This is a genomic window from Anabaena sp. UHCC 0451 (assembly GCF_034931405.1).
Lineage (GTDB): Bacteria > Cyanobacteriota > Cyanobacteriia > Cyanobacteriales > Nostocaceae > RDYJ01.
This window is the reverse complement of record NZ_JAYGHA010000021.1, coordinates 79,419-94,488: the sequence shown is the minus strand read 5'-3', so window position 1 is coordinate 94,488 and position 15,070 is coordinate 79,419. Positions and strand designations below refer to the sequence as shown.

Genomic DNA, 15,070 nt, shown 5'->3' with positions numbered 1-15,070 from the left:
GGGAACAGGGAACAGGGAACAGGCAGAAGACAGAGGTTATTTAATTTGACTTTTGAGTTTTGACTTTTAATTTTCCTCCCCATCTCCCCATCTCCCCATCTCTACTGTTACCTATCACCTGATTTACACACCAGACTCAATAGTTGGATATGGTTCGTCTGGTTGGACGCTTAATACTTGACTGACATCAACTTTTTTCTCTTTCACGCCGTAGTCGTAGGGACCAGTAGTTAAAACCGGGAGTTTCTCAAAATTCTCAATTGCGGGTGGTGAAGTTGTCATCCACTCTAGAGTGAGTGCGCGCCAAGGATTATTAGCAGCTTTTGGTCCGTATAACCAACTCCAGACGGCATTGATAATAAAGGGTAAAGTCGAAATAGCCAGGATATAAGACCCGTAAGTGCAGATTTCATTCAAAGAAGTGAATTTAGGGTCATATTGGGCAACGCGGCGATTCATACCCATCATCCCCAGCTTGTGCATGGGAAGAAAAGTCATATTCAGACCAACAATGGTCAAAACCGCGTGAACCTTACCCCAAAATTCGTTCATCATTCGTCCGGTCATTTTCGGGAACCAGTGATAGATAGCGGCGAAAATGCCTAAGACGCTACCACCAAAGAGAACGTAGTGCAAGTGTGCAACGACAAAATAGGTATCGTGAACGTGAATATCAAAGGGGACTGATGCCAACATCACACCACTAATCCCACCAATCACAAAAGTTCCCAGGAAACCCATGGCAAAAATCATGGGACTATTGAGGCTGATTTTGCCACCCCAGATAGTTGCTAACCAACCGAAAATTTTGATCCCCGTAGGAACAGCGATGATCATTGTTGTGATCATAAAAAACATCCGCAACCAACCAGGGATACCACTGGTAAACATATGGTGCGCCCAGACGATTAACCCCAAAAAGCTGATTGCTAGAGAAGAATAGGCGATCGCCTTATAACCAAAAATGGGTTTACGGGCGTGAACTGGCAGTATTTCTGAAATTGCCCCAAAAAACGGCAAAATCATAATGTAAACCGCTGGATGAGAGTAGAACCAGAACATATGCTGATAAACTACCGGATCACCACCACCAGTGGGATTAAAAAATGTTGTTCCTGCCAGTAAGTCAAAGCCCAGCAGAATTAGCGCCCCAGCCAATACAGGGGTAGAGATCAGCACCAATGCTGAAGTTGCCAACATCGCCCAACAAAACAAGGGCATTTGATGGATACCCATACTGGGAACACGCATTTTCAGGATAGTGACGATAAAGTTAATCGCCCCCAAAATCGACGATGTACCCAACAGCAGGACGCTGATAATCCAAATTGCCTCACCCACTTGACCTGTTACCAAACTCAAAGGCGGATAGGAAGTCCAACCGGCATCCGGTGCATCACCCACCGCCAAACTCAGAGTAAGTAACACACCTGCGGGGGGAATCATCCAAAAAGCCACCGCATTTAAACGAGGAAATGCCATATCCCTAGCCCCGATCATCAGCGGGATCAGATAGTTAGCAAAACCTGCCCCTGCTGGAACAATCCACAGGAAGATCATGATCGTGGCGTGGAGTGTAAACAGGCTGTTATAGACTTCTGGAGTGACAAAATCTACCTCTGGGGTGCGGAGTTCTGTCCGCACCAAGTCAGCCATCACGCCGCCAATGCAGTAGAAAATAAAAGATGTAACTAGGTATTGAATACCAATTACCTTATGGTCGGTACTGAATGTAAAAAATTCCCACCACTTTCTCTCCCCTGGTTCTTCCTGGGGTGTAGGAATATTGGTAGTTTCTTGTAATTGTGCTTGTGTCATTCGATTTTGGATTTTAGATTTTAGATTTTGGATTTACCTCACGGAAGTTTGAGGTGTTTCTACCATTAAAAAGTTATCAATCTTGGTCATTAGTCATTAGCTGTTGACGAATGGTGAATTTGATGAACCATTTCTGAGTGAATGCCCATGTTTTTGGTGTAGGGAGCTAGAAATTCATCTGGGGATAAATCACTGGAGTTGATAGCAACTGCTTGATTGAGGGTTTCTTTACTAGCAACTAACTGTTCTTGCATCCAACTATCAAAAGCCTCTTGGGACTCTACCACTACTTGGGTTTGCATTGCGCCGTGGTATGGTCCACACAGTTCAGCACAAATTAAAGTATAACTACCAATTTTTATGGGTGTGATGCTAATCTCGGTCTGTCTACCTGGGATCACATCTTGTTTGAGGCGGAATTCTGGAACCCAAAAGGCATGGATGACATCGTTAGCGGTCATATTCATTTGCACTTTCTGCCCGATGGGTATGTGCAGTTCCCCAGTGGTCACGCCTGTATCTGGGTAGGTGAACAACCAAGCGTACTGGAGTGCAGCGACGTTAACGATTAATTGTGGTGCTTGTGCCTCTTGTTCCTGGGTAGCATCCACTTGAGCAATGAGGTTAGCTGCTGTGGTACTTGGTTTCTCGCTGAGAGTCGCAGCCATAGCCGTTCCGGGCATAGACATGGATTCTTGTATCATCGGCGCTTCATGGCCTCCATGGGGATTTAAGCCACCGATTTGGTTATATACATCAAAGCTATAGATAGAAATCCCCAGGACAATAATTGCTGGGATCGCCGTCCAGAGTATTTCTAGAGGGACGTTACCTTCAATTGGTGGTCCATCATCGTTGTCACTTGCACGCCGACGATATTTAACTGCTGAATAGATTAAGATACCTTCAACCAAGAGAAATATACCTACAGAAACTGTTAACATCGCACTGAAAAGACCATCTATCAATACGGCTTCATCCGATGCTGCTGTGGGCAACAGACCGTGATTTTGACCATACCAGAGGCTGACTAGGGTGAGGACGATGCCAATGAGTAATGTCCAGATCGAACTTGGAATTTTCACGGCTTACTTAACTGAATTGACTACGTTATTTCAAAGTAACTCACTTACTAAGGTAGTGCAGCCTTGAGGATATGAACTCTGAATGTCTGAAATTTTTATTAATTTTTTTGATTAGTGAACCAATCTTGAGTAAAAGGTATTGATGTGATATCTCTTGAGGAAAAATGATCATTAGCGCCAAAAGTTAAGCAAGATTTTCGGAAATTTTAAATAATTGTCATTATTTAATGATTCACATCTTAAAAAATACCTAAATCTTACAGCTAAAAGTACCTGAAGTGATTCAAAGTATAAGTGAAAGCCAATCTAGAAACTTTAGCTAATTAGGTTAGGGTGTAGATAGGTCTGGACTGATCAAATAGAGAATTTTAAGAAAAACTACCTCAAGCGGGGATAAGGTATCGTTGATGAACGAATTTGTCCTAGAACAACAAAATGAAGCGGCAGCCCAACACAACAGCCCCAAGGAAGTCATTCGTCGCTTGGTGTGGAAAATTTGCATAGCCACCTTGATTTTGATGGCCATAGGCAGTGCCACCCGCGTGATGAATGCTGGACTAGCTTGCCCAGATTGGCCTCTCTGCTATGGGGAATTAGTTCCAGCCAAGCAAATGAATCTTCAAGTATTCTTGGAGTGGTTTCACAGATTAGATGCGGCGTTGATTGGTTTTAGCGCGATCGCTCTGGCTAGTCTATCCTGGTGGCATCGTCGTGTTCTGCCCAACTGGTTGCCTTGGGCTGCAACTTTCGCCCTGTTCTTAATTGTCTTCCAAGGAGTTTTGGGAGGACTCACCGTTACCGAACTGTTGCGGTTTGATATTGTGACTGCCCATTTGGGAACGGCGCTATTATTTTTCACTACCCTGTTAGTCATCGGTACGGCACTTAGTCCCTATCAAGGAACTGGAACTGTTGGTAAGCTGCCTTGGGTGGCTTTAGTTGCTGCTATTTTGGTTTACTTACAAAGTCTACTGGGCGCTTTGGTGGGTTCTCGCTGGGCGTTGCATCAATGTTTGGCCGGGGATCAACTTTGTGGTGTGATGTATAGCCATATTTTTGGGTTAATACCACCAACTCTGGCTACTTTGGCAATTGTTTTGATGTCCTGGCGCACACCAGCACTACATCCTACATTGCGACGACTGGCAAATATTGCCGGTAGCTTGTTGATTTTACAACTACTGTTGGGTGTTGCCACTTTCCGATTACATCTACAAGTCGAGCCTCTCACTGTTACTCACCAAGCTGTAGGTGCTACTTTGTTGGGTACTTTGGTGGTGTTTACGGTTCTAGCACTGCGTGACAGAACAGTTCATAACCCAAGCTGCTAATCATCTAGTTGTGGCTGGTAATTGGTAATTGGTAATTATCTTCACTTTCGCCTGTTCCCTGTTCCCTGTCACCTGTTCCCTGATAATTGATAACTGAGAAAGGAAGTAGAGCTAACATGATTGAGACTAATGTCTCTCGCCACCACGATACATTTATCCAGGTAATTCAAAGTTATTACCAGCTAACCAAGCCTCGGATTATTCCGTTGCTATTAATTACAACGGCTGGCAGTATGTGGATTGCTGCTCAGGGACAAGTTGACCCTTTGCTATTGTTAGTAACGCTAATTGGTGGTACTTTGGCTGCTGCCAGCGCCCAAACAATTAACTGTATCTATGACCGAGATATAGATTATGATATGGAAAGGACGCGCCATCGTCCTATGCCTTCTGGTAGAGTACAGCCACGTGACGCATTAATTTTTGCGATCGCTCTGGCTGTAGGTTCTTTTACTCTCCTGGCAGCATTTGCCAATCTCTTGGCAGCACTTTTAGCATTTTCCGGCATCGTTTTTTATGTTTTGGTCTATACCCATTGGCTAAAACGTCACAGCACCCAAAATATTGTCATTGGTGGTGCTGCGGGTGCAATACCGGCTTTAGTCGGTTGGGCTGCGGTAACAGATACTTTAAGTTGGGCGGCTTGGCTAATTTTTGCCATTGTCTTTTTATGGACTCCGCCTCATTTCTGGGCTTTGGCTCTGATGATTCGGGATGATTACGCAAAGGTGGGAATACCTATGTTACCTGTGGTAGCTGGGGATAAAGCTACAGTCCGGCAAATTTGGTACTACACGGTGATTACCGTAACTGCCACAGTATTACTGTTTTATCCTTTACACGCGAGTGGGATTGTTTATGTGGTAATTGCTCTGACTTTGGGCGGGGGATTTGTCCACAAGTCTTGGCGGTTGTTACAAAACCCAGAGGATAAGACTATCGCTAGAGAGTTGTTTTTATATTCCATCTCTTACATGATGTTGTTATGTTTAGGGATGGTAGTTGATAGTTTACCGATTACTCATCATCTGGTGAGTACAATTCTTAATCAGTTACATTTGGTTAGTTAGGGAAATTTGCGCGATAGTGCAAACTAAAAAAGCGATCGCATTCCTTGATTTTGGTGGTGCGATCGCTTTTTTAGGTGACTGGGGACTGGTGACTGGGGACTGGTGATTGGGGAGAAATATTTGCCTTCTGCCTCCTGACTCCTCTGATAAATTACAGATCGTAAATTAAACACTCTAAAGCATCTGGATACATTTCACAGTAGCTTTCTAGGGAAGTTTGACGATGTTTTGCCTGTTTTTGATGTGCGTTTTCAGCTTGCAATTCTTCGACAATATCCCAAGCTACAGCACAACTAGGTGAATTCATTCCATTTTGATCACAAATTTCTCGTGCTTCAGTAATAGCTTCAAGAATTGCTTGCTGAATGGTTGGAGGTTGATTTAGTTCAGACTTATTTGTAGCTGGAAATCCGTCGATAGTTGTCATGACACTTCCACTTTTTTTTGAGATAAATAGGAAAAAGATACAATACTGCTTGGTGAATAAATTGGCAGTAGTCAGTTATTTTAGGGAAAGATTAAAGCCTCACAAGTAAGGTTTTTGTATTTCTCTTTTTTTATTTCTTCCTTAACTGACAGATTTTAGATAAACTCTGGATTAACGGTAACAATTTCAAGATAATTTTTTAGCTACTTACTATACTTTTTAGGGATGATAAAATATTCAAAATCAGGTTGAAAAATATCTCCAGGAAGTACAGAGAGAAAAAAGAGGCTTAACTCAACTGTATTGTGAGTAACTTGACTCACGAAAGTCTAAAGAAATATGAATATCTTTATATTTATAAGAAGATTAATAGTTAAATAAATTTTAGTAGCAATAAAAATCAACCAGGATTTAACCAGGATTTATATCAGCATTGGTGCTTGCTGGATAGATTGGTGCAGCTACCCCATATCTCTACAATGGCAATTTTTTAACCTTGACATCGACGGTGAACTGATAAACGAGTCGATGACTAGTGAGCAAATTTGGCGCTTGAAAATGAAGGAAGCAACAATGAGTCATACTTTGTCAATCAAACTGCGTTCTGGTACTCAACAAGCTCATACAGATGCAGAAAATATTGGTTTTATGAAATGTTTTGTCCAAGGAGTTGTAGATAGAGAATGTTTTAGTAAGTTTTTGAGCAATCTGTATTTTGTTTACAGTGAACTAGAAACAGCAATTGAGAAAAATAAACAACATCCTGTAATTAGTGGAATGTATTTTCCCGAACTAAATCGCCAATCATCTCTAGAAAAAGATATGGCATTTTATCACGGTAATCTATGGACAAACTTCATCAAACCTTCAACAGCCACTGAAAAATACATTACTCGTATTTACGAAATCTCTGCTCATGAACCTGCGTTATTATTAGGTCATGCCTATACCCGTTATATGGGTGATCTTTCCGGTGGGCAAATGCTCCAAAAAATTGCTCAGTCAGCTTTAAAACTTTCTGGATATGAAGGCACTGAATTTTATAACTTTGAGCAAATTCCAGATAAACAAGCATTCAAAAATAAATATCGTCAAGCATTAGATACTATCATAGTTGATGATATAACTGCTGACAAAATTGTAGCAGAAGCTAACCATGCTTTCTACTTAAATATGGAGATAATTAAAGAATTAGAAACTATTTTAATTCAAGCTTTAGGTCGAGCTACATATAATGACCTAGTTTGATACTAATAGTATCAGGACTTAAGCAACTGGCATATTGGTAGGGTGCGTCAGATTACATAAATCCTGCAAATAAACGTATTTTTGATATCTGACGCACCCTACAACAGATTTTTGGTGTGACACGCAGCTTTAGTCCTAAGTATTTTAAATTAACACCGGGTTTCTTGAAGTAAGTCCTAGCTAATTAGTTTCAGTAAATTCATCTGAAACATACAAATAAATTGCCAATCTTACAAGCATAAATTGGGAAATAACCTTAATTATTCCCAATCCCAAATCCCTGCAATCACTAGGCATAAACTCACAGTAACTCGGAGGTTTTGATGGTCTTTCTATTACCTGGAGTAAAATTCGATCTGGATCTGATTAAAAAGTATGACACTCGCGCACCCAGATACACCAGCTACCCACCTGCTACAGAATTAAGTGAAATATTCACGGCGAAAGATTTTGCAACAGCTATCTGTAATTCTAATCAACGTCAAACGCCCCTATCCTTGTATTTCCACATTCCTTTTTGTCAAAGTGCTTGTTATTTCTGTGGCTGTAATACGGTAATTTCTAATAATAAGAATATTGCCAACCCATATCTACAGCATTTGGCGCAAGAAATCAAGAATACAACGGAGTTGATTGATACAAATAGAAAAGTGCTGCAAGTTCATTGGGGTGGGGGAACGCCTAATTATTTGGAACTTCACCAAGTTGAATTTTTGTGGAACAAGATTAATCGTTATTTCTCTATTGATTCCCAAGCAGAAGTTTCTATTGAAATTAATCCCCGTTATGTCAATCGAGAATACATCAAGTTTCTCAGAGATATTGGTTTTAATCGGATTAGTTTTGGTATCCAAGACTTTAACCCGCAAGTACAAGCAGCGGTAAACCGTGTCCAACCAGAAAAAATGCTGTTTGAAGTGATGGATTGGATTAAGGAGGCTAATTTTACCAGCGTGAATGTAGACTTAATTTATGGTCTACCCTATCAAAATTTACATACTTTTCGGGAAACAGTAGTAAAGACTATCGCTTTAGATCCTGATCGGATTGTGGTGTTTAATTTTGCTTATGTACCTTGGGTAAAACCTGTGCAGAAAATGATTTCTGAAGATTCATTACCTACAGCACAGGAAAAATTAGATATCCTGAAAATGACCATTGAAGAGTTAACACATAACGAGTATTTGTTTATCGGGATGGATCATTTTGCGAAAACTAATAATGAATTAGCGATCGCCCAAAGTCATGGTACTCTCAAACGCAACTTCCAAGGTTACACTACTCACGCAGAAACAGAACTTTTTGGTTTTGGTTCTACATCTATCAGTATGCTAGAAGATGCTTATGCTCAGAACCATAAAGGCTTAAAGGACTATTATCAGTCTGTTTTAGCAGGTATTATTCCCACCAGTAAAGGCATTAAACTAACCCAAGATGACATCATCAGACGGGATGTAATTATGTCTATCATGTCTCATTTTCAGTTAGATAAATCAGACATTGAACGTAAATATCACATCAATTTTGATGGCTATTTTTTCCAAGAACTAGAAGAGTTAAAACCCCTAGCAGATGATGGATTAGTGAATTTATTAACTAATAAAATCCAAATCACTGATATTGGTAGATTACTAGTGAGAAATATCGCCGTCAATTTCGATACTCATACCAGAACTAGAGACACAAAATTCTCCCGTGCAATCTGAGTATGCTAATTAGTAATTGCTAAAACCAATCCTAGTTGATTTGTAAAAATGTTTCATGGTCATATCCCCGGCTTCTTCAAGAATTCGGGGTTATTTTTCTGTAAATCAATCTTTCTTTGGCGAAAAAATAGATATTTAAGATATTTAATAGATCCATCTTTTGATTTAGATAACTATATCAGAAGGTAGACATAATTATCTTGATTAATCGATAAATTTGATACAGCTTAAATTATAGAGGCAACAACCAAATGATTAATATTATTGCTTGGGTAATTTTAGGATTATTAGCAGGTGCGCTTGCTAAAGCTGTTTATCCAGGTCATCAGAGTGGCGGGACGATTTCAACAATAATTTTAGGTATTGTTGGTGCTTTTATTGGTGGAACTCTTTTTACACTCATCCGCACAGGAACTTTGCAATTGACGGCCGCTACCCTAAGCATTCCTGGTCTTTTAGTGGCAGTAATTGGCGCAATTATTGCGATTTATTTATGGACACTATTCCAAAGAAGTAGCCGAGTATAAAATTTCCTGAATCATCAAAAAAATCTCTAGTTTAGATATTGCTTCCAAGTTGATTTATTCCCTCTATATTTTCAATTTGTAATAGAATTATGTTTTTTCACAAAAAAGAACCAATTCATGTTGTCAAAGTTGATGAATCTAACCCTCGTTTTGCTCAATTACTACTAGAGCAATTTGGCGGTGCAACAGGAGAACTGACAGCAGCTTTGCAATATTGGGTGCAATCTTTTCATGTTGAAAATCCTGGTATCCGGGATATGCTCCAAGATATCGCCATTGAAGAATTCGGTCATTTAGAAATGGTTGGTAAACTGATCGAAGCTCATACCAAAAATACTGACCAAACAGAAGCTTATAAAAGCACGCTTTTTGCACTCCGAGGAATTGGACCACATTTTCTTGATAGTCAAGGAAATGCTTGGACTGCAAATTACTTGAATGAGGGTGGTGATGTAGTTCGTGATTTACGTGCTAATATCGCCGCAGAAGCTGGCGCTAGACAAACCTATGAAGCGTTAATTAAGCTTTCTACAGATGAGGGAACTACACAAACTTTAGTCCATCTGTTAACGCGAGAAATTTCTCATACCCAAATGTTTATGAAAGCTCTCGATTCTTTGGGTAAGTTAACTGATCCTTTATTTGGCAATATTCAGCCAGATGAAACCGTCTCTCTTTATTACAATCTATCATCAAACGGAGCAGAGCCAGAGCAACGTGGTCCTTGGAATTCTGAACCAACATTTCAGTACATCGCTAATCCTGTAGAAATGGTGAGCGGTGCTACATGAAAAAAGCAATTTACTGATTTTATCATCGTCAATAAATAACAAATTCCCGTCCTCTTCAAGAAGTCGGGAATTTGAGCATTTTGATTACTTTTTCTCTTCTATTGATTTGGCTATTACTCCTAGTTGCAACCCTGGAGAAAAACTACCCTCTTCTTTAATCCGTTGGATTTCAGCTTCGGTGATTCGCAAATTCAACTTCTGTGCTAAACACTTAACAGTATCTCCTCTGTCAATTACACCAGCTACAGCACCGGCGGGAGAAAGTACCGTGATTTGTGAAAGTTGTTCGGTTTCTAGCTTGTTAATCACCTCTACTAAGGAAGTTGATTCGCTAACAGTGGGTATTGTGGTGAGGGGATGGACAATGTTTTGTAGAGTTTGGTTTTCCCACTCACTTCTTTCGGTTGTCCGCAAATCATCAACTGTGACTAAACCCCGGTAACGTCCATCAGCAGCAGCAAAATAAACTTGTGGGGAGGATGTTTCTAAAAGATATAAATCAGCAAACTCTCGTAATGTTTGATCTGCATCAACTACGCGAAAATTGCGAGTCATTGCATCAGCAGCTACTAATTTGAGCAGGGTTTCTTGTAATGTGGTAACGCTGTCGTAGTTGTTAGCGTTGCGAATTCCAAACCAACCTAATAAGACAATCCATAAACCTGTGATTAGTTCCTGGGTAAAGAAATCTATCACAAATCCTAATGCGATCGCACTATAACCTAAAATCTGTCCGCACCTTGCCGCCCAATGTACCGCCTGAAAGCGATCGCCTGTAATTTTCCATAGTGCTGCTTTTAATACCTGTCCCCCATCCAGCGGTAAACCGGGAATCAAGTTAAATAAAGCTACAACCAGGTTAATTCTCGCTAAATCCCTGATCATTTCATTTAACAGTGTGGTATCAGGAATGACGTTAGATCCTAGAGTTAGCAACACAAACAGGATGATACTTACCGCAGGACCGGCGATCGCTACTTGAAACGCTTGACCCGGTGTTTTTGATTCTTCCTCTATTGCTGCAATCCCACCAAAGAAAAACAGCGTGATTGAGTTAACTTTAATTCCTTGTGACTGCGCTACTAAACTATGTCCTAATTCATGTAACAGCACAGAAGTAAATAATAACAGTGCCATTACTAATCCAGCACTCCAAGCTGTAAAATTTCCCCACTGTTGGTAAGCTACCCCAAAATTTAAGGTGACTAACCCTAAAATTACAAACCATAAAGGGTCTAAAAACAGCGGAATCCCAAATAAAGATCCAATTTGCCAATTTTTTTGCATTACATCAATTTTTTTAGCTATTTTTTATACATTACTACCTGCAAATACTAGTTCATGAGTCACAACTAGCAAAGCTGTAATATGCTCTTATTTCTAGGATAAACAATTAATTAAAATTAATGCGTTATATCATAGCCAACTCACAACTTTTAAATTCACAAAGCGAGCAGTAATTGGATCACAAAGCGGTAAGTAATTTAATTTTTACCTACCGCCGAATTTTTACTCTCTATGGCAAGAAAGTATTAAATTCTTATAAGCGACCAATATTAGTCAGTCCTAAAACAATCCCAATACCAATCACATGGCCAAAAGCCATTGCACCGATAAACGCGGGGACAGTTACAGGAAGTACAGGCATTTGTGGACCCACCTTGGGAGCTTTACTTGCCAAACTGAGTAAAAGTACGACTAAGCAGCTGGCACTGATAATAATTCCCACTGTAGGACTCCATTCAGGTGTGGTAGGAACGGTTGCAGCGGCTGTTAGTAAGATAGATGATAACAAAATGTATTCTCCTACAATGAAAAAATGAATCTAAACCTACAAGATTATAAAATTACGTAGGACAAAGCAAACGTTTTTAGTCTAACTTAATGTATTTTTGTGATTATTTATAATTTCTCAGAATTGAATGCGAGTTAAAATTTGCGGCATTACTCAAACACAGCAGTCTGTAGCCATAGCTTCTCTTGGTGCAACAGCACTGGGGTTTATCTGTGTACCAACTTCACCACGTTATGTTAATATAAAGCAAATTCAGGCAGCATTAACGCCATTAACTAAATATATTGATACAATAGGCGTTTTTGCAAATAGTAGTATTTCCCAAATCAGAGATACAGTAATTGCAACTAATTTAACTGGTGTGCAGTTACATGGAGATGAATCACCAGAATTTTGTGACCAATTGCGTCAAGCTTTACCCCATGTAGAAATTATTAAAGCCTTGCGAGTTCGTAGTTTGGAACAACTAGAAACCACAGCTAACTATATTGATTATGTAGATACTTTACTCCTTGATGCCTATCATCCTCAACAATTAGGGGGAACAGGACAAACCCTAGATTGGCAAATGTTACAAGAATTTAACCCCAGTCTTCCCTGGTTTCTGGCCGGAGGACTCACACCAGATAATATTGTTGATGCACTCAATCAACTACATCCTCATGGTATTGATTTATCTAGTGGTGTGGAACTCTCCCCAGGGAATAAAGATTTGGATAAGGTAGCACTGTTGTTTGAAAGGTTAAATTCTCTAGTTACAGCAGGGAACGGGGAACAGGTTTAAAAGTCCCTTAGCATCAGGCTTTATCGTTCACATCTGTACTCAAAAGATCCCTGAATTCTCCGCTAATATCAATTTTAAAAGTGAAATACGTACAGAAGTAGGGGATCTTAACCACGGGAAATGCGCCTAATCTAATGTAGTAAATATTATAATAGATATAAACATCATCTAAAAGTAAGAAGTAATAATGACAACTCAAGCAGAAATAATCAATCAATTAAAAGCTCTTGAAGCTCTTTCTCAACAAGGAGGATATAGTGATATCTTGGCTTCATCACTCAGAAAGATTATCAATCAAGAAAGAGAAAATATTCAACAGCAAATTAAAGAATTAGAAAATGATTTACAAGCATTTGAACAACAGTATCAATTATCATCTGCGGATTTTTATCAACAATTTAAAACAGGTCAATTAGGAGATGAAGCAGATTTTGTGGAATGGAGTGCTTTTTATCAAATGTGGTCCGATTTAGAAGCTCGTTTAATGTTACTTCAATCTTAATTGAATATGATAGTTCAGGATTATTTGACAGAAATAAAAGCTAAATTAATTACCAGTTCGATAATTGATAAAATTTCTATTGTTAAAGAAAGAGCATTATCAGATCAAGGTTATTTTCGGGCAAGATTGAATTTAACAAATGGTGATTTTTTAGAAGTGGTGGAATTTTTTAAAGTTAAGGGAGATCAATGTATTACAGAAACCTATCGTTATCAATGGATGGTACTAGAACCCAGTTAAAAAGAAGATGGGATAATGTAGAACATTTTCCTAATTTACCAAATTTTCCTCATCATGTCCATATTGAGGAAGAATCTAATGTTTATGCAAGTGTTTGTAGGAATATTCTAGAAATTATTGATTTAATTAGTCAAGAAATTACATAGGAAGTATTAAAGTTCTAAACCTCACATTATCCATTTCTGCGATTTTCTTCAAGAAGTCGTTAAACGAGAAAAACCCGACCCATAACTTGATTAGGTAGGGCAAAGGTATTGTTATTATGGATATCTTTTACTACCAGCCCCGACTACGCCGATTTTATGACCATAAGAAGGTTCTACGCCAAACCAGTAATACTCGTTAATGGCCCCACTACCAGGGAAACAAGTAAGTCCCGTAAAATGGTACTTTCTGTAATTTTAGACATCTGGTAAAAATTAAATATGCTTTATCTCAAATCCTTGTAGAGACGTTCCATGGAACGTCTCTACATTATTTACTAGATAAATTAAGTAACCCAATACCAAGATTTGTTCAAAAAATCCATACTTTTATAACCTAAAGTTCACCACAAAATGCTAAATCTAGTAACGTTGAATTATCAAAAACCAACGTGAAAGCACAAGTATTTAGAGGCGTAAATCAATTATCCTACGAAGAAATCCCAGTTCCCACCCTAGAAGCAGATGAAGTTTTAGTACAGGTGCGGGTTGTGGGTTTGTGTCAGTCAGATATTAAAAAAATTCGTTATCCTTTGTATGAACCACCACGCATATTTGGTCACGAAACCGCTGGAACTATTGCGGCTGTTGGTTCACAGGTAAAAGGATGGACAGTGGGACAACGGGTAGCAGTGATGCACCATATACCATGTATGCGTTGCGCCTACTGCTTAAATGATAATTTCTCCATGTGCGATGTTTATAAAAATATCTCCACTACCGCAGGTTTTAACGCCAGTGGTGGCGGTTTTGCAGAGTATGTGAAAGTACCAGGTCATATTGTGGAAAATGGTGGGTTAATTCCCATCCCTGATGATATCAGTTTTGAAGAAGCTAGTTTTGTTGAACCAACCAACTGCTGTTTAAAAGCCGTTAAAAAAGCTCAAATTGCTCCGGGACAAACGGTGTTAGTAACGGGTGCTGGTCCAATTGGGTTAATGTTTATGATGTTGGTGAAATATTTGGGTGCTAGAGCGATCGCAACTGACCTCTTACCATCTAGAATTGAAAAAGCTTTGAATGTGGGAGCAGAAGCGGCTTTTGATGCGAGAGATGCTGATTTACCTGCAAAAATTCAAGCTTTAACTGGGGGAATGGGTGTTGATGTCACCTTGTTAGCAGTACCCAGTGATAAAGCATTTTTTCAAGCCTTAGACTGTACCCGCAAAGGTGGGAAAATTTTGTTCTTCGCTGAATTTCCCGATGAGTTGACAATTCCCATCAATCCCAATACTCTTTATCGTCGAGAAATTGATTTAATGGGTAGTTATAGTTCATCCTACAGGCTGCAAAGTCTATCTGCGGATATAGTTTTTCATCGTCGCATTGATGTAAAAGCCTTGATTAGCGATCGCTATCCCTTACAAGATTTATCACAAGCAGTTGACCAAGCGATCGCACCCACACCAGAAACATATAAAATTTTAATTTATCCCTAAATTTGGGATTTGGGATTTGGGATTTGGGATTTGGGATTTGGGATTTGGGATTTGAGGTGAATTCTGTTCATTCTAAAATCCTGTAAATCCTCAAATCCTGGACA

Annotated in this window: 16 protein-coding genes; 11 read left to right on the top strand and 5 right to left on the bottom strand. The window is 39.4% G+C overall.

Features of this window, described 5'->3' with window-relative positions; genetic code table 11:
* Positions 1-123 precede the first annotated feature (123 nt).
* Entirely contained in the window at positions 124-1,818 is a 1,695-nt protein-coding gene (ctaD, locus tag VB694_RS15910; RefSeq protein ID WP_323361297.1) for a cytochrome c oxidase subunit I, read from the bottom strand.
* Between the two features lie 89 nt (positions 1,819-1,907).
* Positions 1,908-2,903 carry a cytochrome c oxidase subunit II gene (locus tag VB694_RS15905; RefSeq protein ID WP_323361296.1) on the bottom strand — a complete coding sequence of 332 codons (996 nt, stop codon included), beginning with the start codon at positions 2,901-2,903 and terminating at the stop codon, positions 1,908-1,910.
* 407 nt (positions 2,904-3,310) lie between these two features.
* Between VB694_RS15905 and VB694_RS15900 the strand changes: the two genes are divergently transcribed.
* Together VB694_RS15900 and VB694_RS15895 are read left to right on the top strand one after the other, a co-directional pair.
* Positions 3,311-4,234, top strand: a complete 924-nt coding sequence (locus VB694_RS15900) for a heme A synthase (protein ID WP_323361295.1) — start codon at positions 3,311-3,313, stop codon at positions 4,232-4,234.
* Between the two features lie 116 nt (positions 4,235-4,350).
* Positions 4,351-5,304: a heme o synthase gene (locus VB694_RS15895; RefSeq protein WP_323361294.1), complete on the top strand. Its 954-nt coding sequence runs from the start codon at positions 4,351-4,353 to the stop codon at positions 5,302-5,304.
* A gap of 151 nt (positions 5,305-5,455) precedes the next feature.
* Here the strand turns inward: VB694_RS15895 and VB694_RS15890 are convergent, their stop codons facing one another.
* Entirely contained in the window at positions 5,456-5,731 is a 276-nt protein-coding gene (locus tag VB694_RS15890) for a Calvin cycle protein CP12 (protein WP_323361293.1), read from the bottom strand.
* Positions 5,732-6,304: 573 nt separating this feature from the next.
* On the opposite strand from VB694_RS15890, the gene VB694_RS15885 reads away from it, so the two are divergent.
* The 4 genes from VB694_RS15885 to VB694_RS15870 all read left to right on the top strand — a co-directional run bounded on the left by VB694_RS15885 (position 6,305) and on the right by VB694_RS15870 (position 10,003).
* A complete protein-coding gene (locus VB694_RS15885) occupies positions 6,305-6,979 on the top strand; it encodes a heme oxygenase (biliverdin-producing) (protein ID WP_323361317.1) in 675 nt (224 codons plus the stop codon).
* 323 nt (positions 6,980-7,302) lie between these two features.
* Entirely contained in the window at positions 7,303-8,685 is a 1,383-nt protein-coding gene (hemN, locus tag VB694_RS15880) for an oxygen-independent coproporphyrinogen III oxidase (RefSeq protein WP_323361292.1), read from the top strand.
* 254 nt (positions 8,686-8,939) lie between these two features.
* Positions 8,940-9,212 carry a GlsB/YeaQ/YmgE family stress response membrane protein gene (locus VB694_RS15875; protein WP_323361315.1) on the top strand — a complete coding sequence of 91 codons (273 nt, stop codon included), beginning with the start codon at positions 8,940-8,942 and terminating at the stop codon, positions 9,210-9,212.
* Positions 9,213-9,301: 89 nt separating this feature from the next.
* A complete protein-coding gene (locus VB694_RS15870) occupies positions 9,302-10,003 on the top strand; it encodes a manganese catalase family protein (protein WP_323361291.1) in 702 nt (233 codons plus the stop codon).
* Positions 10,004-10,087: 84 nt separating this feature from the next.
* On the opposite strand, the gene VB694_RS15865 is transcribed toward VB694_RS15870, so the two are convergent.
* Both VB694_RS15865 and psaK read right to left on the bottom strand, forming a co-directional pair.
* Positions 10,088-11,290, bottom strand: coding sequence for a site-2 protease family protein (locus tag VB694_RS15865; RefSeq protein WP_323361290.1), 1,203 nt, complete (start codon positions 11,288-11,290; stop codon positions 10,088-10,090).
* A gap of 253 nt (positions 11,291-11,543) precedes the next feature.
* A complete protein-coding gene (psaK, locus tag VB694_RS15860; protein ID WP_323361289.1) occupies positions 11,544-11,798 on the bottom strand; it encodes a photosystem I reaction center subunit PsaK in 255 nt (84 codons plus the stop codon).
* A gap of 127 nt (positions 11,799-11,925) precedes the next feature.
* Between psaK and VB694_RS15855 the strand changes: the two genes are divergently transcribed.
* The 5 genes from VB694_RS15855 to VB694_RS15835 all read left to right on the top strand — a co-directional run bounded on the left by VB694_RS15855 (position 11,926) and on the right by VB694_RS15835 (position 14,966).
* Positions 11,926-12,582, top strand: a complete 657-nt coding sequence (locus VB694_RS15855; RefSeq protein ID WP_323361288.1) for a phosphoribosylanthranilate isomerase — start codon at positions 11,926-11,928, stop codon at positions 12,580-12,582.
* A 187-nt stretch (positions 12,583-12,769) separates the two neighbouring features.
* A complete protein-coding gene (locus tag VB694_RS15850; protein ID WP_323361287.1) occupies positions 12,770-13,084 on the top strand; it encodes a hypothetical protein in 315 nt (104 codons plus the stop codon).
* Positions 13,085-13,090: 6 nt separating this feature from the next.
* Positions 13,091-13,324, top strand: a complete 234-nt coding sequence (locus tag VB694_RS15845) for a hypothetical protein (protein WP_323361286.1) — start codon at positions 13,091-13,093, stop codon at positions 13,322-13,324.
* Entirely contained in the window at positions 13,300-13,470 is a 171-nt protein-coding gene (locus tag VB694_RS15840) for a toxin-antitoxin system TumE family protein (protein ID WP_323361285.1), read from the top strand. The genes VB694_RS15845 and VB694_RS15840 overlap by 25 nt, the downstream gene beginning before the upstream one ends.
* A 449-nt stretch (positions 13,471-13,919) precedes the next feature.
* On the top strand, positions 13,920-14,966 hold the full coding sequence (locus VB694_RS15835; protein ID WP_323361284.1) for a zinc-dependent dehydrogenase: 1,047 nt from the start codon (positions 13,920-13,922) through the stop codon (positions 14,964-14,966).
* Positions 14,967-15,070: the final 104 nt, after the last annotated feature.